The sequence below is a fragment of the Nocardioides malaquae genome (genome assembly GCF_015070385.1).
GTDB classification, from domain to species: domain Bacteria; phylum Actinomycetota; class Actinomycetes; order Propionibacteriales; family Nocardioidaceae; genus Nocardioides; species Nocardioides malaquae.
The window spans coordinates 175,550-196,097 of sequence record NZ_JADCSA010000004.1; the positions used below are offsets into that span (position 1 = coordinate 175,550).

Here is a 20,548-nt window from a genome sequence, read left to right on the forward strand (position 1 = left end):
AGGCGGCGCGCCGCGTCCGTCCCGGATCGTGGTCGAGGTGTCGGAGGATGCTCAGTCGCTCGGCGGGAAGAGCCGCGCCATGCCGTCGATGGACTCCGGGCCGTAGCCCACCGAGCCGACCGGCACCGCGCCGTCGATGGCTTCGATGATGCGGCCGGTCCACACCGGGCCGAAGCCTCCGCACAGCTCGATGAGCTGCACACCGTCGGCCACCATCGCCCGGGCGACGTCGACACCCTGGTCGGCCGACGAGCAGCCCACGACCACGGTGCGGAAGTCTCCCTCCTCGATGACGCTGCGGTGGGTGGCGGGGTCCATGCCCCGGCCGGTGAAGATGAAGCCGAAGTGGTCCAGGGCCATCAGGTGTCCTCCAGTGTCGAGATGCGGGTTGCGAGGTCTGCCAGCGTCTCACTGGCGAGGGCCTCGTCGGGGTCGATGATCAGTCCGTTGCGCCGGGCGAGCTTCTCCACGAGGCGCATGATCGTCACCGAGTCGAGGCCGTAGGCGCTCGCCGGCACGTCCAGCTCGATGTCCTCGGGGTCCATCTCCAAGGTCTCGGCGAGCAGCTCGCGCACGCTCTCCTCGATGCGACCGCGGGTCAGGGTCGGCGTGCCGGTGCTCATGCCGGGGCCCACGTCGCGCGCACGGGCAGGACGCCGGCCTCGGCCCGGGCGGCGCACTCGCCGCGCCGGATCTTGCCGCTGGTCGTCTTCGGCAGCTTGAAGAGCGGCAGGACCAGGACCCGCACGGGGGCGGGCACGGCCTTGGCGACCGCGATGCCCGCGGCCCGGGCCGCCTTCGCGAGGGTCTCCTCGTCGGCGTCGGGCGCCTCGATGGCGACGGTCACGCCCGTACGCCCTCCCACCTCGCTCTGCCACGCGCCGGCGCGCATGTGGGCGAAGAGGGGGTGTGCCGCAGTTGCCTCGGCCTCGAGGTCCTGCGGGTAGTAGTTGGTGCCGGCGATGATCACCAGGTCCTTGGTGCGACCGGTGATGAAGAGGTTGTCCTCGTACAGGAAACCGAGGTCTCCGGTGCGCACGTAGGTCGGACCGTCGGGGTCCGCGCCGACGGGGCGGGCCTCGAAGAGCTCGACCGAGACCTCCGGGCGCTGCCAGTAGCCCTGACCGTTGCTCGGGGAGTGCACCCAGATCTCGCCGACCCTGCCGTCCTCGAGCGGGCGAAGGGTGTCACGGTCGACGACCAAGAGGTGCATGCCGCCGAAGGCGCGACCGTTGCCGACCAGCTCGACCGAGTCGGGCCCCTCCTCGGCCACCGCGACACCTTGGGCGAGGGAGTCACGTCGGAAGCCCAGCATGGGCGCCTCCTCGCCCGAACCGCCACCGGCCACCGCCAGCGTGCACTCGGCCAGGCCGTAACCCGGACGCATGGTGCCGAGCGTGAAGCCGACGCCCGAGAAGGTCTCGACGAAGCGACGGATGGTGGCGCCGCTGACCGGCTCCGAGCCGTTGACGGCCAGGCGCCAGCCCGACAGGTCGAGCCCGGCACGCTCGTCGGCGCCGATGCGGGTCACACACATCTCGTAGGCGAAGTTGGGCGCGGCGGAGAAGACGTCGTCGTAGCGCGAGATCTGCTGCAGCCACACCAGCGGGTTGCGCACGAACGACCACGGCTGGATCAGCACCGTGTTGGCGCCGGAGACCACCGGCAGCACGAAGCCGGTGCACAGCCCCATGTCGTGGAACATCGGCAGCCAGGTGACCACTGTGGTCTGCGGGCCGATGCGACCAGCGTCGGCCATCGCGCTCTGGTTGGAGACCAGGTTGCGGTGCGTGATGACCACGCCGCGCGCGTCGGCGGTCGAGCCGGAGGTGTACTGCAGCATCGCCACCGTCGACGGGGTGACCTGCTCGGGCTCGAGTCCCGCCCCGTTGGGCTGCTCCACGCTCACCCAGGGCACGTCAGGCAGGTCGGCGGTCGCCGCCTCGGCGCCCTGCGCGTCGGAGACCAGCACCGCGACGGGGGCGCAGTCGGTGATGATCGAGGTGAGACGGGCCAGGCCCTTGCCCTTGCTGCCCTTGCCCTCGAGGGCGGGCACCGGCACGGCGACCATGCCGGCGTACAGGCAGCCCAGGAAGCCGACCTGGAAGTCGACCCCGCCCAGCAACGGCACGATGACGCGGTCGCCGGCCTCACCGTGCGTACGCAGCGCTGCCGCGACGAGGCGTGCCTTGCGGTCGAGGTCGGCCATGGTCAGCGTCGCCTCGACGACGCCCTCGGCATCGACCGCGGTGAAGACGGGGCGGTCGGGCTGGCTCGCCAGCCCTCGGGCCACCAGGGAAACCAGGGTCTCGTGGGTGGTGGTGTCGAGGAGGCTCTCGACGACGGTGTCGGTCACGGGTTCACTCCAGAGGTTCGGTTCTTCAACCACAGCTCGAAGGCAGCCAGGTCGGGAAGGATGACGTCGGCGCAGGCGAGGAGCGCCAGGTTCTGTCGGTTGGTCGAGATCGCGACCACCTGCTTGCCGGCCCGGTGGGCGGCGAACATCTCGCAGGCGGTGCCCATGCTGGCCTCCTGGCCCGGGAGCCAGACGACGCAGACGTCGCAGTCGGCGGAGATGTCGACCAGGCGGTGGAAGACGTCGACGAGCTGCACGAGCCCGGGTCCGTGCTCGTCGCGGCGCACCTCGACGCGGTCGGTCAGGGCCCGGTGCTCACCGCGGATCACCGCCTCGTCGGCGGCCAGCCACTCGATCATCAGCATGCCGGGGTCCTGGACGACGGCGTCCGGCTCGTGGCGCCGGATGACCTCGGTGAGGGTGGCCCGGTAGCCCTGGTCGGCCATCTGGTCACCGGTGCGGTCGCCCTGCATGATGCCGGCGAGGAAGTAGGACGTCATCATTCGTCTCCTGCGTGGTAGGCGGGGAGCTCCTGGCCGGGAGGAGCCACGCTGTCGTAGAGCTCGGCGGCCTCGAGGAGGTGCTCGACGACCTCGGTGGGCTTGTGGTCGACGGCCGCGGCCACCCGCTCGACGATCCGGTCGAACTCGGTGGAGCCCTCGTGGTGCACCGCGCCCTGGTTGTCCCGGGCGATGAGCCGCCGGTCGGCGAGCGGCAACGCCACCTCGCCCATCTCGTCGGAGTCGGCCAGCACGGCGCGGATGGAGAGGTTGTTCTGCTCGGGGTGGGTGAGCAGCGGCAGGATCAGCTCTCGCTCGGGCGGGAAGCCGGGCAGCTGCGAGTCGAGCCTCAGGGCGAAGGCCCGCGACATCACGTTGTGACCCCTGGTGGGGCTGAAACGCGTGTACTCGATGTGCAGGGTCTGCGTCTGCTCGTCCCACTCCGCACGCGTACGCCCCGGCGCCGGCGTGCCGTCGGCGCGACGTCGCAGCGGGAAGGCGTCCACGCTCTGGCGCGCCCGGCTCGGGTCACGCCGGTCGAGCCGGAAGGCGGTGCGGTGCATCAGGTAGGGGTCCACGACCGTGACGTCCTCGTCGCTGACGAACAGCGCGGCCACGTGGCGCCCGTCGACGACGTAGCGGGCCTCGTGCCCGGTGAGCTCGGCGATCCGGTCACCGGCGTGGGCGGCCTGCCACGGGCACGCGCCACCCCACTCGGGCCCCTGCTCGGTGAGGCCGATGAACTGGTGGAACTGCACGGCGCTGTTGTAGGGGAACTCCCGCAACGTCTCGGTCAGGACGTCCTGGACGACCTGGAGGTCGGGCCCGGTGGCGGGGCTCATGCGACCGGCTCCAGGTCAGGAGCGGACCCGGGGACCGTCTCGGCCACCGCAGCGGCCGGCAGCGTCGCGAGGCCGTCGGGCTCGAGGATGTCGAGGTGCTTGCTCAGCTCGCGCCGGAAGGTGATGAGCTCGAACTGGGTGAGGCTGCGCTGGGTCTTGAGGAATCGAATTCCTCCGGTGATGTCGGTCTTTCCGGAGCGACGCACCTGGTCGAATGCAGCAATTCTCTCGGGATTCTCGTGCTTGGCCACGATGTAGGCGGCAATCACCTGCGACTGCTGCTCGGCGGTCGGGAAATGGCCCCCGGTTCCGTCGGTCATTCCGGAGATGAAGAGATTGTCGTGCGTGGGCGAGAATGCCAGCAGGTAGAACTCCGGCCGACCATTGGTCCAGTCGAGGTCGGCCGGGTCCATGAAGGGAATGTCGATCGTGAATCCGGTCGCGAAGACCACGGCGTCGAACTCCGCCGAGGTGTCGTCGGCGAAGAGGACCTTCTCACCGTCGAAACCGACGATGTTCTTGCGCACGGTGATGCGTCCGTGCGAGCAGTAGTAGGGCAGCAACGAGTTGACGATCGGCGGCGACTCGAGCGGCTTGTGGTCGGGCTCCGGCAGGCCGTAGCGCGAGGGCGGCCCGACCATGAGACGCAGCATCGCGCGGTAGCCCAGGCGTACGAGCCACAGCGGCAGCGGCATCGACTGGCTGGCCTCACCGACCTGGTCGGCCGGCTTGCCCAGCAGGAACTTCGGGAAGAAGTGGTAGCCGCGGCGCATGCTGATGCTCACGTCCTTGCTGACCTGGGCCAGCTCGACGGCGATGTCGCAGCCCGAGTTGCCCGCGCCCACGACCAGCACCCGCTGGTCGGTGAACTCCTCGGCGCTGTCGTAGTCGCGGCTGTGCAGGATCCGGCCGCTGAAGGTGCCGGCGACCTCGGGGATCGACGGCGACCAGTTGTGGCCGTTGGCGATCACCACGTCGGAGTGCCACTCGCTCGACCCGTCGGCGGTGGTCACCTGCCAACCGCCGTCGACCGGCTCGACGGCGGTCACCTCGGAGTTGAACCGGATCAACCCGATCAGGTCGTTGGCGCGGGCGTAGTCCTCGAGGTAGGCGAGCACCTCGGTGTTGTGCGGATAGACCGGCAGGTCCGACGACATCGGGAAGTCGGAGTAGGCGGTGATCTCGCGTGACGTGATCGTGTGGGTGTTGCGGTAGACCGAGCTGCGCGGGTTGGACCTGTTCCAGATCCCCCCGAGCTCGGAGTGCGACTCGTGCACGACGCACGGAATGCCTCGTTCGGTCAGGCACTTGGCGGCGGCCAGGCCCGAGGGCCCGGCTCCGATGACGGCCACAGACGTGGCTCTGCTCCTGGTTGACACTTCTTCCCCCGTGTTTCGACGGTCCGACTTGTCGGACCACCCTTTTTCGCTGGCTTCAGGCACACCGAGGAAACCCATTCCAACTCGTTGAAATGGGTTCTTCCCCCGTACGACCGTCGCGCGTTGAATTCGGCAGGTCGCGCCGACTCCCCGCTCTGACATGAGCCAAGTTCTGGGGCCCAACAAGTCGGGAAGCAGCCGCGACGGCGACGCCGACGGTAGCAATGCGAGACCGCACCACCAAACCACATAGGGGGGGCTGCGGACCGAATACCCACAAGTGGGTGTGGTGGTTCGAAACCAGTCGAAAGAACGCCCTCTACCCAACTTTCGACAGGTGAATGAATGTTGTTCGAAGTGCTTGGTCAGAATGTGACGAGCACCGCCGGAACACGCCCCGCGACCGTGCACACAACCCCCATATCGGGGTCGGACCGGTCCGTGAGCATGACCTGGGACACGTCACCGACCACGTCACCCGTCACGGCCTCCTCGACCCCGGGCACGACCCACGTTGTCCCCCCGGGTGCGGTCGGCCAGGTCAAGGACCAGCCGGTCGCCGTCGTCAGGGTGGCCAGCCCGACCTTCACGCAGGCCTCCGCGCGGGTCCACGACAACCACTCGGTGGTCGGGTCGTGAGCCGTCGCAGGTGCGGCGTGCCGGGGCGTACGCCCGACCAGTGGCGGAGGGACCCCAGCGACGTGCTCGACGTCCACACCCACGGGGCCGCGGCCCACGGCAGCGGCGACGACGTCGCGCTTGTGCGACCACGAGAGTCCGAGGTCGGCGCGGCCCACGACGTATGGCCGCCCGTGCGGTCGCTCGCACCGGCCACACCGCTGGCGTACGTCCGGCGCGCGCAACGCGCCCTCCGTGAGCGGGAGGCCGTCGTGCACGACCAGCAGCAGGCGCGTCAGCGCCCGGGCCGCCACGAAGGAGCGACGGTCCGCCTCGAAGTGCAGCTGGTCGTGACGGGCCCGGTCCTCGACGCTCAGCAGCTCTTCCGGCGAGGCGAGCTCGGCGACCCGGGCCAGGACGTCCTCTGTGCGCGCCACGCTGAAGAGGAGGTGCGGGGTCGTCAACGGATCGGTGTCACTCGCACGACCACTGCCAGTTGCCCGCGACCTCGTCGAGCCAGGTGGCGAGCGCGGCGTCGCCACCGGTGGAGAGGCAGTGCTCACTGCCCAGGTCAATGTTCGTCAGTCCGGGGCTGTTGTCGTGCAACGGTCGCATCCAGGGCGAGATGTCACCCCTGAGCTCCGTCATGGGGGACAGGTCGAGGATCTCCAGCTTCGTCAGCGCGCCGAACTCCACGGGAATCGTGGTGAGCAGCGTCCGCTCCGCCCTGAACGTCCTGAGCTCCGACAGCTGCCCGATCTCCGGCGGCAGGGAGGTGATGGCGTTCCCCGAGATGGTGAGATCCGACAGTCCGGTGAGGCGGCCGATCTCGGCGGGCACCGGACCGCTCACGTTGTTGTTGGAGTAGTCCAGCCTGCCCAGCGTGGTCTTCTCCCAGACCCACGACGGGATGCTCGTCAGCTCGTTGCGCTCCGCGCGGAGGGACCACAGGTGCGGCAACTCCGCGAGCTGCGGCGGCAACGACGTCAGCTTGTTGCTGCCCACCTCCAGCTCCAGCAACGTCGACACGTTGCCGAGCTCAGCCGGCAGCGCCGTGATGTCGGTGCCCATCACGGTGAGCAACCGCAGCGAACCCAGAGTGCCGATCTCGGGAGGCAGGGCGGTGATCGGGGTGTCGAAGATCTGGATGCTCCTCAGGGTCCCCAGCCGGGCGACCAGTGCTCCCGGCAGGGAGGTGACGCCTGTGTCAGAGAGCCCCAACCGGGACAGCGCGGTCAGGTCGCCGATCTCGGGGGCCAGCGTCGTCACCGCCGGACCCTGGAGCTCGACGTCGATGACGCGTCCACCGCTGCACGTGACCGCCTTCTGGGAGAACACGTCGCCGGGATAGATCCACGTACAGGGGTCCTCGCCTTCCCACGGCAGGGTGGGGTAGGTGTCACGGATCGCGAGCATGGCCCGGCAGTCCGCGGCCGTCAGCGTGCTCGCGCCGCACGAGGCCGACCCCGTCTGGGTGACGACCAGGGTCAAGGTCTTCGTCGCGGTCTTCCCGTTGGCCGCGGTGAACTGGACGGTGAAGGTCGAGGTGCCGGCCGTCGTGGGGGTTCCGGTGAGGCGTCCACCGACGTCCATCGTGAGGCCCGGAGGCAACGAGCCGGACGTACGCGCCCAGACACCCGAGACGTCGCCCTGGGTCTCCAGGTCTGCCGTGTAGGGGGTGCCCACGACCCCGTCGGGCAGGGAACTCGTCGTGATCACCGGGACCACGTCAGGATCGAGGTCGGTGCCCGGCGGACACAGGTTGGGGGTCTGGACGTCGAGGAAGACCTCCCAGCTCACGCTCCCCGCGAGGGAGCCGCCGGTCAGCTTGTCGAGGAGGTCGGAGGTCTGCAGCCCCACCTCGGCGTAGGGGCCGAACCCCAGCACGCACGACGTGCCCGCCGACGACGACCACGAGGCGGTGAACTCTGCCTTCGCGCCCAGCCCGACGTAGGGCCCGGCCAGGCTGTAGGCGTCGAGCTGGACCTCGGCGCCGACGCCGGCGAACACCTTGCCCGCCGCGGTCACGGACGTGACCTCGTTCTCGGACGGGGCGCCGGACTGGTAGAGCGTGGGGCTGAGGTCTCCCGAGGCCTTGTTCTTCACCCCGGCGGCGTCACGGCCCACCCGTTCCTGGACGAGGCTCACCCCGCCTGATCCCTCGACGCCGACCGTGGTGACGAGCGAACCGGACAGGTCGCCCCAGACCGGGACGATGCCGAGGAACCCCCGGAACGTGCGTGACACCTGGGCCAGGTCGAGCTTCTCGATGGTCTCGGCCTGCGCGGTCGCCGACGCCTCCACGGAGACGGTGGTCGAGTTGTTCCAGTCGACCCCCGCCCCGGCGCGATAGCTCTTGACCTGCCCACGCCAGTTCGTGCCGACACCCAGCTCGAGGAAAGGGGCCGCGGCGACGACGCCGCTCACGGTGTAGCCGAGCCCCAGCCCGCTGTCCGAGGACAGGGTGCCGCGCTGCGCCAGGCCCAGGGAGATGGTGGGGGCGGAGATCTCGATGGTGCCGGTCGCCCGGGCCGTACGATCCAGCCGGCTGCCAGTGGCCGGGGGCGCGGCGCAGTCGGGGTCGTCGGGCTCGACGCCGCGCAAGGTGGTGCCTTCGGCCACGTCGGACACGGTCGTGGCGATCGAGCACATCGCGATGCCACCCTCGGTCTCCGGCATCCGCTCCACGACGTCGAGGAGCGTGGCCTCCGACGTCACCGCGCGGAACAGGCCGGAGACGGTGCTCACCGACGTGACGCGGCGCAGTGCGCCGCTCGGGGCGCCGGTCGTCGGCGCGATGCTGATGACCTCGCCACCGGTCAGGGCTGGGGCGCCGTTAGCCAGGAAGGTGACCACGCCGTTGGTGAGGTCGACGCTGCGGACGCTCTCCTGCTCGGCTTCGGTCAGGACCACCACGTCGTCGTGGATCTCCACGTCGAAGGCGTCGATCCGCATGCTCCGGGCCTTGGTGTGCTTCTGCTTCGCACCCTTGGCGCGCACGGCGGTGGCCCTGTACTGGAACGTGCCGATCGTGCTCGCCACGGTGGTGAAGGTGACGCGTCCCTTGCCGTCCTGGACGCCGCGCGCGACCTGGGTCCACGACGCTCCCGACGTCGCGGTCGCTCGACCCGAGAGGGTGACCTTGCGACCGGGACGCGCCGGCGTGAAGCGCGCCGTCATCGTGGCCTGCTGGCTCTGCAGGACCACGCTCGGCACCGTGAGGCGCCCGGACTGGCCGACGACCTTGAACCGCCGCGCGGGCGAGGTGAAGGCCCGCCTCGGCCCGGTTTTCGCGGCCGTGATGCGCAGCTTTCCACCGCGCCTGGCCCTGAACGTGGTGCGGAACGTGCCGTTCTTCCTGCTCGCCGTCGTCGAGACGGTCCTCCACCGCTTCTTCGTCCTGAGCTGCACCGTGACCCGACGGGCCTTCCCCGCCTTCGGCACCCTGCCGGTGACCTTCACCTTCTCGCCGGCGATGGGCGCTCGACCCCACCGGAAGGCGCGGGCCTTGCGTGAGGCACGGGCGGGGGTCGTCGCGGCCTCGCCGGGCAGCGACGGCGCGGCGACCTGGGGCGCTGTGCGCGGGGCGTACGCCTCACTCGTCGCCGCGGGAGTCGCCAGGGCGGCGGGCGTCCCCGACAGCAGGAGCGTCAGGGCGAGGATGATCGAGGCGCGCATGAGGGGCAGAGTAGGGGGTCGATCCGGTGCTGCCCTGGACGTTCCACGGCCTGGGGGAACCAGAACGGCGCCCGCGGCGTCGGAGAGGCATGAGGTTCCACGACGCGGCGAGGATCGCGGCCGGTCTGTCCCTGATGGCGCTCGTGGCGTGCACCAGCTCCTCCACCACCCCGAGCAACGTGGCCGGAGCCGACGGATCCGCGACACCGCCGCTCGAGCTGGCGGTCGGAGAGTGGACGCGCCTGCCCGACAGTCCCCTCTCGCCCCGCCACCTGCCGGTGGCGGCGCATGTCCCCACCGTTGACGGCGATCTGGCCGTCTTCGTGGGCGGACAGGTGAGCGGACCGTGCCCGCCCTGGGCCGACTGCGCCATCCCGCCCGGCCGCCCGGCCCGCGACGGGGCGGCCCTCGACCTCACCACCGGCACCTGGCAACCCATCGCGGACGCACCCCGACCCGTGCCGGGGCACTCACCCACCGCCGTCGTCGACGACACCCTGTACGTCCTCACCGAACGCCGCCTGTTGGCCTGGGAAGCCGCCGGGGACGCCTGGACGGAGGTCGACCTGCCCAGGCGGGTGCTCGGAGCCACGATGGTCGCCGACACCCACGCCGGGCGGTCGCGGTTGGTCATCACCTCGGGCAGCGACGAGAACGGGATCCGCCCGGACCTGGTCCACGACCTCGAGGCGGGCACATGGTCCCGACTGCCGGCCAACCCCCTGCGTCCGTCGTTCGACCGGACCGTGGTGGCGACGCCCGAGGGACTGGTGCTCCTCGCCAAACCGATGGCGCCCGACGGCGGTCCCGAGGACCCGGCGCTGGTCCGGGCCGCCGTGCTGCCTCCCGGCGCCACCGACTGGGAACTCGTCACCTCCGGCGGGGAGCAACTCGGGGGCTGGTCGTGGACGTGGACGGGCACACGGGTCCTCGACCCGACGCCGGGCGGCTCGGACGGCGGCCAGGTCAACAACTATGGCCGCGAGATCCCCTACGGCGGCGCCTTCGACCCGGCCACGCGCGAGTGGATCTCACTGGAGGGGACCCCGAAGGCCTTCACCGGAGGGTGGCCGGTCGAGGCGCCGGGAGGCCGGTTCAACGCCCTGTCGGGGTGGGTCCACGACGACGGAGAGGTCGGGCGAGCCGGCTGGACCCGTCTGCGTCGACCTGAGGGGGCGCCCGAGGAGCCCGGGCGAGGGGTGTGGGTCGGCGCCGTCCTGGTCGTCCACGGGGGTGGCGACTGGGAGGACGTCAAGGGCGTCGACGAGTGGACGCCGGAGAACGTCTGGTCGACCGGGGTGTGGGTCAGGCTTACGGGCTGACGACTTCCCTAGGTTGGGTCCATGACACTGAGACTCGGATTCATCGGCATCGTCACCCACGACATGGCGGCCTCCCTCGCCTTCTACCGTGCGCTCGGCGTGCCCGTCGCCGACGGCCAGGACGACGCACCGCACGTCGATGCAAAGCTCGACGACGGCACCAACCTCGCCTGGGACACCGTCGGCACCATTCGCAGTTTCGACCCCGGTTACGTCGTGCCCACCGGCGGCCACCACATCGCGCTGGCCTTCGACCAGGGGTCACCCGAACGCGTGGACGCCGCGTTCGCCGCACTGGTCACAGCCGGGTACCCCGGTCACGTCCAGCCGTGGGACGCCCCGTGGGGCCAGCGGTACGCCACCGTGCTCGACCCCGACGGCAACTCCGTCGACCTCTACGCTGCGCTCGCCACGGACTGATCCGGGTCCCACGCCAACGCAGACCGACAGAACTCCTGACGCAACCATCTCCCCGCGGCGTACGTCACCCTTCGTAGAGAGGCAGCGATGCTCGACCTCGGGAAGGACATGTGATGACGCGCAGGGACGAACAGGAGTTCGTGGAGTTCGTCTCCGCCCACCAGGGACGCCTGAGACGAGCCGCCTTCCTGATCACGGGTGACTGGGCGGCGGCTGACGACGTCACCCAGGAGGCCCTGGTCCGGCTGTACGTCGCGCTGCCCCGGCTGGGCTATGTGGAGAGCCTTCTGGGGTACGCGCGTCGCACCGTGGTCAACGTGGCCATCGACGCGGCACGCAAGCGCGGCACGCGGGAGCGCTACGAGTCCCGCGAGCCCGTGCCGGCGCCCTCCCCGGACGTGTCGGGCCGGCACGCGGACCGGTCGATGATCCTGACCGCGCTCGGCACGCTCGGGCCACGCCAGCGCGCGGTGGTGGTGCTGCGCTACTTCGAGGACCTCAGCGTCGAGCAGGCAGCGCAGGTCATGGGGTGCTCGCCGGGCACCGTGAAGAGCCAGACCGCACGCGGGCTCGAGACCCTGCGGCGATCGCTGGTCGAGGCGGGTTGGCACCACGAGGTGGAACTGGAAGTGAGTGAGTGATGGTCGATCTGCGCACCCTGTTGGACGACGCCAGCCTCGAGGACGGGCCGCCCGCCGACCCCCTGGACCTCGTCCTGGCCGGTCGCCGCCGCGTACGACGCCGCGGGCTCGCGCGTGGTGCCGCCGCACTTGCGCTGGTGCTCGTCGTCTCCGCCACCGCCCTCGCGTTCCGTCCAGGGGCGACGGACCCCGCCCGCGACCCCGAGCCCGCTGCACCGTCGAGTCCGACGCCCACGCCCGAGCCCTCCGAGACCGCCGAGGTCGACGAGACCCTCACGCCCCCGGGCACACAGCTCCGCCTGGGCGGGATCGCCACCGTGCCGGTGAAGCACATCAGGACCGGTCGCATCGAGATCACCGTCACCGCCGTACGCCGCGGGGACCGCGCCGACCTCCTCGCCCTGCCCGACCTGGACCCCCGCCTTCGGTCGGACGCGTCCAGCGGCGACTTCTGGTACGTCGACGCCGAGGTCACCCACGTGTCAGGAAAGATCGGCGGCTACTACGTCCATCCCGATGTCGAGCCCGTCGTCCGTGGCGGGAAGAGGGCCAACAGCTGGGTCATGGGTCCGGACTTCTCGCCGTGCCCTCTGGGCAGCCTTTCCCGACCCCCGGCGACCGGGGAGAGCGTGGAGACCTGCTTCGTCTACCGCACCGAGCCGGGCTCGGAGGTCGTCGGTCTCCGGTGGGGCCCGTTCGAGTCCGACTACGACATCACGCAGGGCGACCCGGTGACCTGGCGCCAGTGATTCCCCCCAGTTCAGGCGCCGAGCGTCTCCGGGACATACAGGTGGATGGTGCGATTTCACCGCGCGCTGCCCCGAGAAGGGGTTTCATGGCCGACGTGAACTCCGGCTGTCGGATGCCGGGGTCAAGTGCCGGGGGGTTGGTCATGAGCGGCGTACGGCGTGGGTTGACTGCGATGGCGAGCGTCGCCGTGATCGTGGCCTCGACGATCAGCCCGACTGCCGCAGCGGACCCCCTCGACCCGGCCCGCCCCTCCGGCCAGAGCGCAGCCTCGCGGGCGGCCACGAGCTTCACCCTGTCTCCGACCACCACGACACCCGGCGGGAAGGTCACGGCCAAGGGCAAGGTGCCCACCAAGGTCAAGGGCAAGGTGCACCAGGTCAGGCGACCGGTGATCGTGCAGACCGCCTCGGGCCGGAAGTGGACCAAGGCCGCCACGGGCAGGACCACCAAGAAGGGCACCTACCTCGTCACGTTCACTGCCCCCGTCACCTCCGGGGTGTGGAAGGTCCGCGTCACCGCGCCGAAGAAGAAGATCAAGGGCAAGGTCCTCAAGAAGTTCACCACCACCTCCCGCACCTTGACCATCACCTCCCCGACGCAGCGGGGGTGTTCGGTCACCGGCGAGTTGCCGAGGGCTGAGTGCGAGGCACTGGTCGCCATCGACACCGCCAACCCCACCGCCAACCTCGGCTCCGGGTGGGGCACCGGCACCGACCCCTGCACCTGGGACGGCGTGACCTGCGAGACGGGTCATGTCGCCGGCCTCGACCTCAACGGCACCCAGCTGACTGCCCTGCCGGCCGAGGTGGAAGACCTCACCCACCTCACCCACCTGGACCTCTACGACAACCAGTTGGTCGCCCTGCCCGCTCAGATCGGAAGCCTGAGTCACCTCATCTACCTGAGCCTTGGCGGCAACCAGCTGGCTGCCCTACCTGCCGAGATCTGGAACCTCACCCAGCTCACCAGCCTGGGCCTCGACGGCAACCGGCTCGCAGCCGTGCCGGCCGAGATCGGGAACCTCGCCGACCTCACCTACCTGGACCTCTACGGCAACCAGCTGACTGCCCTGCCCCCAGAGATCTGGAACCTCACCGACCTCACCCACCTGTTCCTCGGCGACAACCAGCTGACCGCCGTGCCGCTCGAGATCGCGAACCTCACCCACCTCACCGGCCTGCACCTCGGCGACAACGACCTGGCGGGTGACGTGACGGAATGGGCACAACCCCTCATGGCAGCAGACACGATCAGTGAGCTCGCGCTGGACGGCAACGGGTGCTTGACGACGACCGACCCGGCCGTGGCGGAATGGTTGACCGACCTCGAGTCCGGCTGGGACGACGGTTGCACGCCCTGAGTCACGCGCCGAGCGGCATGGCCTCGGTGAGGCTGGCGTCCGTCAGCCCTCGCAAGCTCCCATCGCCTCGCGGGCGGCGGCCACCACGACGGGGTCCTCACAACCGCGGGCGAACCCCGCGATCCGCGATCGAATTTCTCGGCTGAGCACCCAGGTGCCGAGGCGCTCTGCGACCGGGGCCAGCCACGCCGGCCGACAGGCGAAGTTGTACTTCCAGACGGCGAGCGTGCCGTCGCCCTCCGGGGTGAACCGCCAGCCACCGCCCAGCTTGGCGAAGAACCAGGAACCCGTCTCCATCGTCATCCCGACGTTCGTCGGGGGCGCGTAGGAGACGTAGCGACTCACCATCGAGAACCCGAGCCGGTGCCGCGTGAACGTGCGTACGCCCTTGGCCGGCACCTGCGCCCCGTCGAGGAAGTACTGCTCCCGGATGAACGGGTCCCAGCGACGACGCACGTCACCCGTCGTCTGAGAGACGGCGTACGCCTCCTCGGGAGGCAGCGGCACGTGCACCGAGGCCTGGACGACTGGCATGGGTTCGAGCGTAGCGGCGGTTGGGACCGGCGAACTGCACAGCAGCACTGGTCGATCACGCTCAGCTTCGCCGGTTGCCAGCGACGTTGTCGAGATGCAGCGAAGATTGACGAGCAGCCCGAGGGGAAGCTGGGCGAATCAGGAGCGTCGGTCGGCTCTCGTCGAAGTACACGCGGCAAGTCAGTTACCCGGAGGCGGCCGTGGTCAGAACGGCGGCTCTTCGTCGGCCCATGGGTCTGGCGCGGCGTCCCACGGCGACGGATCCCTCCACGGGTCGTCAAACTGCTGGGGCTCGGACCCTTCGTCGGGGTCGTTGCCCCTGATGGCGCGAACCAGCGCGTCGATCCGACTTGCTGGATCTCCTACCCAGTCAAACTCGTCCAGCCGCTGGGCCGCATATCGAGCTCGAAGCGGCTTTGACTCTCCGACAGAGGCGACGGCCTCCTCGTGGAGTCGGGTCCACTCGTCGCCGAAGAGGGTGGTCATTGCGCCTTCGAAGTTGGGGTCGAGCGTGGCGTAGCTGGTGCTGACGTGGAGCGGGTCACCGAGAAGGGCAGCTGGCTCAGCGGGATCACCGCTCAAGCCGAGGGCGGCCGCGATGTCCTGCCGCTTCGCCAGCAGATCGGCGGCCTCCCTTCCGTTCTTGTTCGAGTCTGTGTCGAACAGGCAGAAGCACTCGATGCCGAGTGCGGTGTACAGCCGGAACCACTTGGCGATGTTGCCGACGCCCTCCACAGCGACTCCCTCCTTGAGAACGTCGAATCCACGGGCCTTCAGCAACTCCGGCAGCGCGAGCGCTTCGGTGGGCCCTTCGACCAGAACGCATCGGCGAGCAAAGAGTCCACTGATGATCTCCGTGGTCGCGCCAGCCGCATAGAACGGCCCGATGGTGTCGGGCTGGGTACGGACAGAGTCGGCGCCGCGGGCGACGAGCTCATCCCGAAGCTCCTCGCGGGATCGCTGGACAATCCTGGTTGCGCCCTCTTCCCCCTTGGTGACCATGACCAAGTTCTCCGGGCGGGCGAGGTCGACGAAGTGAGGGGAGTGGGTTGTGATCACCACTTGGAGACCTGGGGCCGCGAGTTGGTTCAGCCGTGTCGCCAGCCACCGCTGCGCCAGCGGATGCAGGTTCGCCTCAGGCTCATCGATGACAAGGACCGTTCCCTCGGACTGTCCGTAGGCAATCGCGTACGCGTATGCGAAGGCGAGCGCCAGAACCTGCGACTGTCCGGTGCCTAGTTCGTCGAAGCTGCGGACCTCTCCGTCCAAGGACGGGTGGATGCGAAGCGAGCGGAAGTAGTTGCTCGGATCATAGGCACTGAAGTCGACGTCGAGACGGTAGGGGAGGTTCTGGCCGAAGTCCTCCGCGGTGGATGCGAGGAGTTCTTTGAACCTGGCGAACTCTGGCACTGCTCCGAACTGCTGAAGGAGTCCATCGAAAACCCCGGCAAGCTGCGCCTTCCGCTGGGGGTCGCGGAGCAGACGTTCGTGGAACCGGTGCATGAGCTTCGAGAGCATCGTGTACTTGCTTGCGTAGCTGAGCTGGTAGTCGAGGCGACGGTCGGCATCCAAGACGGCCGCCGCGAGGGCGGTCCGCATCGTGTTGTTGGGCCATGTCTTGCCGCAGTACTGGTTACTGCATGTGAACGTGTAGCCGACCGGGTTGCCGTCCCTGCCGGGGTTGTCCGGGTCGCATGTCCACTTGAAGTGGACCGCCTCTCCGCCAGTGCAGTACGGACACGGGATGCCCGACACGGCTGCGCCGACCTCGATGGCAATGCCGTCGCTATCGCGCCCGTGAAAGTCGTGGTCCTCTAGTCGACGTGTGCCGGGCCATTGGTCTCCGAAGAGGATCTCAAGCCCACGAGTGATGTTGCTCTTCCCAGCGTTGTTCTCCCCGAGAAGAACGAGCGCGCCCACGTCGGGGAATCGAACGGTCACGCGATCGTCGCCGATCGAGCGCAGGTTCTTGACGCTCAACTTCTCGATCCGCGGCGCTGACGACGGTTCGCTCATGCGTGGCAGTTCTAGGACCAGTAGGGCGGTCGGGAGTACGAACCGTCCGCCGAAGTGACGGTCTCAGGTAGCTGAGCCTGCCTGACCTTGGCATTGCCCAGGCGGAAGCTCGAGTGGACCGCGCCCTTGAGTTCGGCAGAGAAGCGGCGGGGCGGAAAGACGGCGATGATTCTGATCGCGCTGTTCATCGCTCGTACCGCTCGTACGGCCGGCACCATGTCCGAATCTCCCGACACCACCAGCGCGACGTCGAACTGGTGCTGATGTGCACCCTCCATGAGGGCGACGCACAGGTTGACGTCGCTCTCCTTCTCTTCGTAGGTGCGCCACGACTTCTGGCATCCCTTGCAGGTCATGGTCTTCTCTTGGAAGCGACCCTCTACGACCCGTACGCCGGTGGCCTTGAGCGCACCGATGTACTGGGCCTGGCGCGCTGCCCCTTCTGGTTGGTTCCGCACGCGCGCGGTGAAGTAGTTGACACCTACCAGGCGCTGATCAGGCTTGAGGAGACTGGTTGCCAGCGCGTGCAGGTCAAGCCAGAGGTGCTTCCGTCCGGTGTTGTCGTGCAGGCCGTAATACAGGTTGAACCCGTCGACGAAGACCGCGACTCGCTTGGTCGCAAGTTGTCGCGGGCTCGGAGTCCGGCTACTATCGGCCGCATACCCCGCCGTTGGCTTGTCCAGCGGCTCGACGGCCCCCTCGCGGGGGCCGTTTCTTTTTTCTGCTTCGCCCGGACTCATTTGGTCTCCCGCGCCGATTCGCCCGTCCCGCGCCGGTTGCTCGAGACCGGCTGGCCCTCGACCTTGAGATCGAGCGTGAGGATGCCGTCCTCCACCTGCGGCACCCAGCGCTTCGCCTCGGTCGTGTCCAAGCCGATGTACCGAGTGAACAGGCTGCCGGCCACCAAGATTGGCCCGCGGTTGGATTGTGCGCTCTGAGGACGTGCGGGATAGGCGTCAGGATTCGCGAGGTCCGTCGCTCGCAGGCCGACTACGCGACGGTCGGAGTCCCACAGCAACTCGACGGCTTCCGGCGACCCGATCAGCTCGTAGGCAGCACGGTTCAGCGAGATGAGCCCTCGCTTCTGGATCGTCACGCTAGGCACAGTCGAAACGGGAGCACTCGACTTCTTGAAGACCTCGAACGCCACCGTGATCTCTCCACTCCATGAATCGTTGCCGAACCCGTGTGGAGACTGTAGCACGCTGGATGCACTCAGCGATGCATTAGAAACGTTGGCGTCGCATTTGGGATCTCTCTGGTGACCTGCTCGCGCCCTCTCCTGTTCGGCCCAACCTGGACCGGCGGTCTAGCAGGCACTCGACCAGATTTCCGTGCGTGCCCAGATGTGTCGGAGGCTGATGGAAGCATGGCGATGTCCGTCTGTCGTCCAGTAGTGCAACTATCAGAGCGAGATCGGAGTTCATCGTGAACTTGGTAGGCGAGACGCAGTCGACGTTCGAGGCGCTACAGAAGTTCGTTGGCTTGACGTGGTCGCGCTTGATCGCCCTCGTTGGTCCCGCGATAGCGTCGACTTGGTTCTACTGTGCACTTGCCTTGTCCGCGCAGCGCGGAGCACTTGCGTCGCCCCTGAGTGTGGTGTCAGATCTCGCTGCACACTTTGATGCGAACTTCAACTGGCCTGCCGACGCGGCCGCCTGGCTAGATCTGCACGGGGCTCTCTACGCTCCGACCCTCGCCGCAGCAACCGTGTTGGCGTGTCTCGCCGCTGCGCCATCGGAGGCCTCTGGTGCTTGGTCAAGTCTGTCGACCCTACTCCTCCTGGTCGCGGTCCAGATTGGCGGCCTCGGCTCGATTGCCTGGTTCTTGGCGATGACGCTGTTCGTCATGAGCGTCGGGATCGTTCTGGACCTCCGAGCCGAGCGGTCCGCCGACGACCGTTGGATCTCGATTCCAAGTCTTTCGTTCAAACGATGGGTCACCGGCCCAGGCGCAGTGGTCGGGTTGCCTCCGCTCCTGCCGCTCCTCGTCATCGCGGGAATGGTTCAGGCATTCCGGATAGAAGAACAGGCGTACCTACCGCCGGCGACAGGTGCGGTCGTGGGCCGCTCGGCCCCGGCCGGGCGCACCGAGGGCACTACCGGCGACAACGGCGGTGGCGTATGAGCAGCACCTTGGTGACGGCCGCGGTATCAACGTTGGCGGTGGTCGCGACGGCGATCTACAACACTGGCGGGCGCGGGGCGCTGGAACGCCGCGTGATGCGTCAGGAGCTTGAGGTAGCTGCGCTCCTTCCCACCGGCAGCGAGCGCGACGAGATGGAGCGATCAGCTCGGGATCGCGCAGCGGTCTATGCCTCGCGCCGTCTCGGCCAGGAACCGTTCAAGCCCCGCCAGCACGCCGTCCTGCTTGGGTTCACGGCGGTGAGCCTGGTGGTCGGTTATGCCGGCGGCGTGCTGACACGAACCGTCCGGGCTCACACTGCGATCCTGACGATGCTCGACAGCCTCGCGCTGCTGATGATGATCATGGGATTTACCCTCGCCGCTACAGCTTTCACCGCGTGGTGTTCGGGCGTCTTCCTCGCTCAACGCACGCGAAACCGACGAGCTGCTATCGCTGAGCATCGGAGGCGTCTCGCCGACAACGCTTCACGGAGGGTAGGCAGCCTTGAGCAGGCCTCACTATGGCCCGTGGGCACTCGAGTTCATTGGGTGTCCGACGGCGCGGGCGAGTGGTGACAGGTGGGGCGCCTGCAGTCGTGGCCTATCGACATCGGCTGCTTGTTGTGGTGGAACGGCGCGGTCACTCGTGGCGCCCACTGTCCGACCTCCGAGCGTCTCCAGGCCGGAGCTGGCCGAATTGGGGTGACGTGGGAAGTCAGTCGCAGGGTTGGTACGCCGTCGGAGCGGACCTGGACGAGGAAGCAGCCGGTGTCGCCGACGCGGGCCTCGATGACCCGATGCAGGAGCAGGGACTCGTGGTCGTGCCGGAGGGCACGTAGCTCGGGGACGCGGGTGATGACACGTTGATCGAGGTCGACGACGTAGGTGCTCCCAGTCTCGGTGGTGATCTGCCATCGTCCTTTGGCGTCGTCGTCGATGCTGGCGACCAGAGTCGACGGTTCGCCGCGCTCGTCAGCCATGACCGTCCTCTTGATGCCGTGTGGCGGGGCACGCGGCGAACGCGCGAGCGGCCGCGAGCACACTCGTGCCGGCGATGGTCGTACCGCCCTCGCGGATCAGACGTGCTGGCGCGAAGTCGTCGAGGTACGGGTTGCGGCCTTGGAACCATGCCTGGATGACGGTGACGGAGTCCTTCAGACCGAGTAGCAACGCGGCCTGGTGGGCGATGCGTAGCCGGTCGACGACGTCGTCCGGCGGCGAGCGGGGATCGGTCTGGTCGGCCCAGGCTCGCACGGTGCCCGTGTCTGCGACGGAGCTCAGGTAGGCGACCAGCTTGGCGCCGAGCAGCTCACACAGGGTCGTGACGAGCTCGGGCGTCGCCATGCCGTTCTCGCCCGGGCTCTCGCGCCCAGTTGCCACCGATGGCTCGAGCTGCACCTCACCCCGGAAGCAGATCGCCCGGCGGAAGGTGGCGATAGCGGTCTCGTAGGCGGCGGTGTTGAGCCGCGAGAGCGGGAGGCCGTCGTGGTCGTAGGTGCGCCATATCCTCCCGGTCACGAACACCCAGAGGTGACTCGGCGGAACGGTGAACGACGTGCGCGGGCGTCGGCAGCTGATCCAGACCAAGTCAGTAACACGAGGCGAAAGGACGACGGTGTCTCCGCTCTCGTCGCTGTGCTCGTGATCCACCGGCAGGAAGTTCATGTCCGCGAGGGGCTCGATGCCGCGGGACAGGAGGTCGGCGAAGTCGTTCTCCGACCTGGTGGTGACTGCACAAGTCGAGTTGAGTGGTCGGGGCGAGCAGGCCGACCCCAGCTCTACTGCACTCCGTCATGTCGGCAACGGGCGCTGAGCGCAGCGGCGCGTCTCCAGGCGGAGGTCAAGCGGCTCGAGGCGGAGCTAGAGCACCGCCACCTCACTCACCGAGCCCGACGCGCGCTCTCCGCGGATCTGGCCAGGACCAAGTGGCTCCTCAGCGCCTTCTCGGAGTCGACTCGACTCCGGATACAGGGGTCTGGCTAGAGTTGCCGCCAACTCATTGCCTG

The 20,548-nt window shown here is 68.7% G+C and carries 22 protein-coding genes; 8 read left to right on the plus strand and 14 right to left on the minus strand.

What is annotated here, in order from left to right:
• Nucleotides 1-51 precede the first annotated feature (51 nt).
• The 8 genes from IEQ44_RS05820 to IEQ44_RS05855 form a co-directional block, all read right to left on the minus strand.
• Entirely contained in the window at nucleotides 52-360 is a 309-nt protein-coding gene (locus tag IEQ44_RS05820) for a DUF6506 family protein (RefSeq protein ID WP_193637490.1), read from the minus strand.
• Entirely contained in the window at nucleotides 360-623 is a 264-nt protein-coding gene (locus IEQ44_RS05825; RefSeq protein WP_193637491.1) for an acyl carrier protein, read from the minus strand. The genes IEQ44_RS05820 and IEQ44_RS05825 overlap by 1 nt, the downstream gene beginning before the upstream one ends.
• A complete protein-coding gene (locus tag IEQ44_RS05830) occupies nucleotides 620-2,356 on the minus strand; it encodes a fatty acyl-AMP ligase (protein ID WP_193637492.1) in 1,737 nt (578 codons plus the stop codon). Before IEQ44_RS05830 ends, IEQ44_RS05825 begins: the two co-directional genes overlap by 4 nt.
• The gene (locus IEQ44_RS05835; protein WP_193637493.1) at nucleotides 2,353-2,856 is read right to left on the minus strand and encodes a hypothetical protein; all 504 of its coding nucleotides are present in this window, start codon (nucleotides 2,854-2,856) and stop codon (nucleotides 2,353-2,355) included. The genes IEQ44_RS05830 and IEQ44_RS05835 overlap by 4 nt, the downstream gene beginning before the upstream one ends.
• Nucleotides 2,856-3,698 carry a hypothetical protein gene (locus tag IEQ44_RS05840; protein WP_193637494.1) on the minus strand — a complete coding sequence of 281 codons (843 nt, stop codon included), beginning with the start codon at nucleotides 3,696-3,698 and terminating at the stop codon, nucleotides 2,856-2,858. Before IEQ44_RS05840 ends, IEQ44_RS05835 begins: the two co-directional genes overlap by 1 nt.
• Nucleotides 3,695-5,050: a flavin-containing monooxygenase gene (locus tag IEQ44_RS05845; RefSeq protein ID WP_193637495.1), complete on the minus strand. Its 1,356-nt coding sequence runs from the start codon at nucleotides 5,048-5,050 to the stop codon at nucleotides 3,695-3,697. Before IEQ44_RS05845 ends, IEQ44_RS05840 begins: the two co-directional genes overlap by 4 nt.
• 392 nt (nucleotides 5,051-5,442) lie before the next feature.
• Complete coding sequence (locus IEQ44_RS05850; RefSeq protein ID WP_193637496.1) at nucleotides 5,443-6,159, minus strand: 4'-phosphopantetheinyl transferase family protein; 717 nt, start codon at nucleotides 6,157-6,159, stop codon at nucleotides 5,443-5,445.
• Nucleotides 6,160-6,169: 10 nt separating this feature from the next.
• Nucleotides 6,170-9,373 (minus strand): putative Ig domain-containing protein, encoded by a 3,204-nt coding sequence (locus IEQ44_RS05855; protein WP_193637497.1) that lies wholly within the window; start codon nucleotides 9,371-9,373, stop codon nucleotides 6,170-6,172.
• A gap of 26 nt (nucleotides 9,374-9,399) precedes the next feature.
• Between IEQ44_RS05855 and IEQ44_RS05860 the strand changes: the two genes are divergently transcribed.
• The 5 genes from IEQ44_RS05860 to IEQ44_RS05880 all read left to right on the plus strand — a co-directional run bounded on the left by IEQ44_RS05860 (nucleotide 9,400) and on the right by IEQ44_RS05880 (nucleotide 13,866).
• On the plus strand, nucleotides 9,400-10,695 hold the full coding sequence (locus tag IEQ44_RS05860) for a Kelch repeat-containing protein (protein ID WP_193637498.1): 1,296 nt from the start codon (nucleotides 9,400-9,402) through the stop codon (nucleotides 10,693-10,695).
• Between the two features lie 21 nt (nucleotides 10,696-10,716).
• On the plus strand, nucleotides 10,717-11,115 hold the full coding sequence (locus tag IEQ44_RS05865; protein WP_193637499.1) for a VOC family protein: 399 nt from the start codon (nucleotides 10,717-10,719) through the stop codon (nucleotides 11,113-11,115).
• 113 nt (nucleotides 11,116-11,228) lie between these two features.
• Complete coding sequence (locus tag IEQ44_RS05870) at nucleotides 11,229-11,756, plus strand: RNA polymerase sigma factor (protein ID WP_193637500.1); 528 nt, start codon at nucleotides 11,229-11,231, stop codon at nucleotides 11,754-11,756.
• Complete coding sequence (locus IEQ44_RS05875) at nucleotides 11,756-12,505, plus strand: hypothetical protein (RefSeq protein ID WP_193637501.1); 750 nt, start codon at nucleotides 11,756-11,758, stop codon at nucleotides 12,503-12,505. The genes IEQ44_RS05870 and IEQ44_RS05875 overlap by 1 nt, the downstream gene beginning before the upstream one ends.
• An 86-nt stretch (nucleotides 12,506-12,591) precedes the next feature.
• Nucleotides 12,592-13,866: a leucine-rich repeat domain-containing protein gene (locus IEQ44_RS05880; RefSeq protein WP_193637502.1), complete on the plus strand. Its 1,275-nt coding sequence runs from the start codon at nucleotides 12,592-12,594 to the stop codon at nucleotides 13,864-13,866.
• A gap of 42 nt (nucleotides 13,867-13,908) precedes the next feature.
• Here IEQ44_RS05880 and IEQ44_RS05885 read toward each other — a convergent pair whose 3' ends face one another.
• From IEQ44_RS05885 to IEQ44_RS05900, 4 genes are all read right to left on the minus strand, one after another.
• Complete coding sequence (locus IEQ44_RS05885) at nucleotides 13,909-14,400, minus strand: SRPBCC family protein (protein ID WP_193637503.1); 492 nt, start codon at nucleotides 14,398-14,400, stop codon at nucleotides 13,909-13,911.
• 204 nt (nucleotides 14,401-14,604) lie between these two features.
• The gene (locus tag IEQ44_RS05890; RefSeq protein ID WP_193637504.1) at nucleotides 14,605-16,416 is read right to left on the minus strand and encodes an ATP-dependent nuclease; all 1,812 of its coding nucleotides are present in this window, start codon (nucleotides 16,414-16,416) and stop codon (nucleotides 14,605-14,607) included.
• Between the two features lie 11 nt (nucleotides 16,417-16,427).
• Nucleotides 16,428-17,156, minus strand: a complete 729-nt coding sequence (locus IEQ44_RS05895) for an NYN domain-containing protein (protein ID WP_193637505.1) — start codon at nucleotides 17,154-17,156, stop codon at nucleotides 16,428-16,430.
• Entirely contained in the window at nucleotides 17,153-17,512 is a 360-nt protein-coding gene (locus IEQ44_RS05900) for a hypothetical protein (RefSeq protein ID WP_227486982.1), read from the minus strand. Before IEQ44_RS05900 ends, IEQ44_RS05895 begins: the two co-directional genes overlap by 4 nt.
• Nucleotides 17,513-17,844: 332 nt before the next feature.
• On the opposite strand from IEQ44_RS05900, the gene IEQ44_RS05905 reads away from it, so the two are divergent.
• Together IEQ44_RS05905 and IEQ44_RS05910 are read left to right on the plus strand one after the other, a co-directional pair.
• Nucleotides 17,845-18,543 carry a hypothetical protein gene (locus IEQ44_RS05905; RefSeq protein WP_193637507.1) on the plus strand — a complete coding sequence of 233 codons (699 nt, stop codon included), beginning with the start codon at nucleotides 17,845-17,847 and terminating at the stop codon, nucleotides 18,541-18,543.
• Nucleotides 18,540-19,118: a hypothetical protein gene (locus IEQ44_RS05910; RefSeq protein ID WP_193637508.1), complete on the plus strand. Its 579-nt coding sequence runs from the start codon at nucleotides 18,540-18,542 to the stop codon at nucleotides 19,116-19,118. Before IEQ44_RS05905 ends, IEQ44_RS05910 begins: the two co-directional genes overlap by 4 nt.
• On the opposite strand, the gene IEQ44_RS05915 is transcribed toward IEQ44_RS05910, so the two are convergent.
• Together IEQ44_RS05915 and IEQ44_RS16825 are read right to left on the minus strand one after the other, a co-directional pair.
• Nucleotides 19,085-19,522 carry a hypothetical protein gene (locus IEQ44_RS05915; protein ID WP_193637509.1) on the minus strand — a complete coding sequence of 146 codons (438 nt, stop codon included), beginning with the start codon at nucleotides 19,520-19,522 and terminating at the stop codon, nucleotides 19,085-19,087. The two genes, IEQ44_RS05910 and IEQ44_RS05915, sit on opposite strands and share 34 nt — an antisense overlap.
• Nucleotides 19,515-20,207: a hypothetical protein gene (locus IEQ44_RS16825; protein WP_227486983.1), complete on the minus strand. Its 693-nt coding sequence runs from the start codon at nucleotides 20,205-20,207 to the stop codon at nucleotides 19,515-19,517. Before IEQ44_RS16825 ends, IEQ44_RS05915 begins: the two co-directional genes overlap by 8 nt.
• On the opposite strand from IEQ44_RS16825, the gene IEQ44_RS05925 reads away from it, so the two are divergent.
• On the plus strand, nucleotides 20,206-20,355 hold the full coding sequence (locus IEQ44_RS05925) for a hypothetical protein (protein ID WP_193637510.1): 150 nt from the start codon (nucleotides 20,206-20,208) through the stop codon (nucleotides 20,353-20,355). The two genes, IEQ44_RS16825 and IEQ44_RS05925, sit on opposite strands and share 2 nt — an antisense overlap.
• The last annotated feature ends 193 nt before the right edge of the window (nucleotides 20,356-20,548 follow it).

Bases quoted from the DNA above. Each gene is read 5' to 3' on its own strand.
- IEQ44_RS05820 (WP_193637490.1), bottom strand. From the start codon at position 360: ATGGCCCTGGACCACTTCGGCTTCATCTTCACCGGCCGGGGCATGGAC.
- IEQ44_RS05825 (WP_193637491.1), bottom strand. From the start codon at position 623: ATGAGCACCGGCACGCCGACCCTGACCCGCGGTCGCATCGAGGAGAGC.
- IEQ44_RS05835 (WP_193637493.1), bottom strand. From the start codon at position 2,856: ATGACGTCCTACTTCCTCGCCGGCATCATGCAGGGCGACCGCACCGGT.
- IEQ44_RS05840 (WP_193637494.1), bottom strand. From the start codon at position 3,698: ATGAGCCCCGCCACCGGGCCCGACCTCCAGGTCGTCCAGGACGTCCTG.
- IEQ44_RS05855 (WP_193637497.1), bottom strand. From the start codon at position 9,373: ATGCGCGCCTCGATCATCCTCGCCCTGACGCTCCTGCTGTCGGGGACG.
- IEQ44_RS05865 (WP_193637499.1), top strand. From the start codon at position 10,717: ATGACACTGAGACTCGGATTCATCGGCATCGTCACCCACGACATGGCG.
- IEQ44_RS05870 (WP_193637500.1), top strand. From the start codon at position 11,229: ATGACGCGCAGGGACGAACAGGAGTTCGTGGAGTTCGTCTCCGCCCAC.
- IEQ44_RS05875 (WP_193637501.1), top strand. From the start codon at position 11,756: ATGGTCGATCTGCGCACCCTGTTGGACGACGCCAGCCTCGAGGACGGG.
- IEQ44_RS05880 (WP_193637502.1), top strand. From the start codon at position 12,592: ATGGCCGACGTGAACTCCGGCTGTCGGATGCCGGGGTCAAGTGCCGGG.
- IEQ44_RS05885 (WP_193637503.1), bottom strand. From the start codon at position 14,400: ATGCCAGTCGTCCAGGCCTCGGTGCACGTGCCGCTGCCTCCCGAGGAG.
- IEQ44_RS05890 (WP_193637504.1), bottom strand. From the start codon at position 16,416: ATGAGCGAACCGTCGTCAGCGCCGCGGATCGAGAAGTTGAGCGTCAAG.
- IEQ44_RS05895 (WP_193637505.1), bottom strand. From the start codon at position 17,156: ATGAGTCCGGGCGAAGCAGAAAAAAGAAACGGCCCCCGCGAGGGGGCC.
- IEQ44_RS05910 (WP_193637508.1), top strand. From the start codon at position 18,540: ATGAGCAGCACCTTGGTGACGGCCGCGGTATCAACGTTGGCGGTGGTC.
- IEQ44_RS05915 (WP_193637509.1), bottom strand. From the start codon at position 19,522: ATGGCTGACGAGCGCGGCGAACCGTCGACTCTGGTCGCCAGCATCGAC.
- IEQ44_RS05925 (WP_193637510.1), top strand. From the start codon at position 20,206: ATGTCCGCGAGGGGCTCGATGCCGCGGGACAGGAGGTCGGCGAAGTCG.
- IEQ44_RS16825 (WP_227486983.1), bottom strand. From the start codon at position 20,207: ATGAACTTCCTGCCGGTGGATCACGAGCACAGCGACGAGAGCGGAGAC.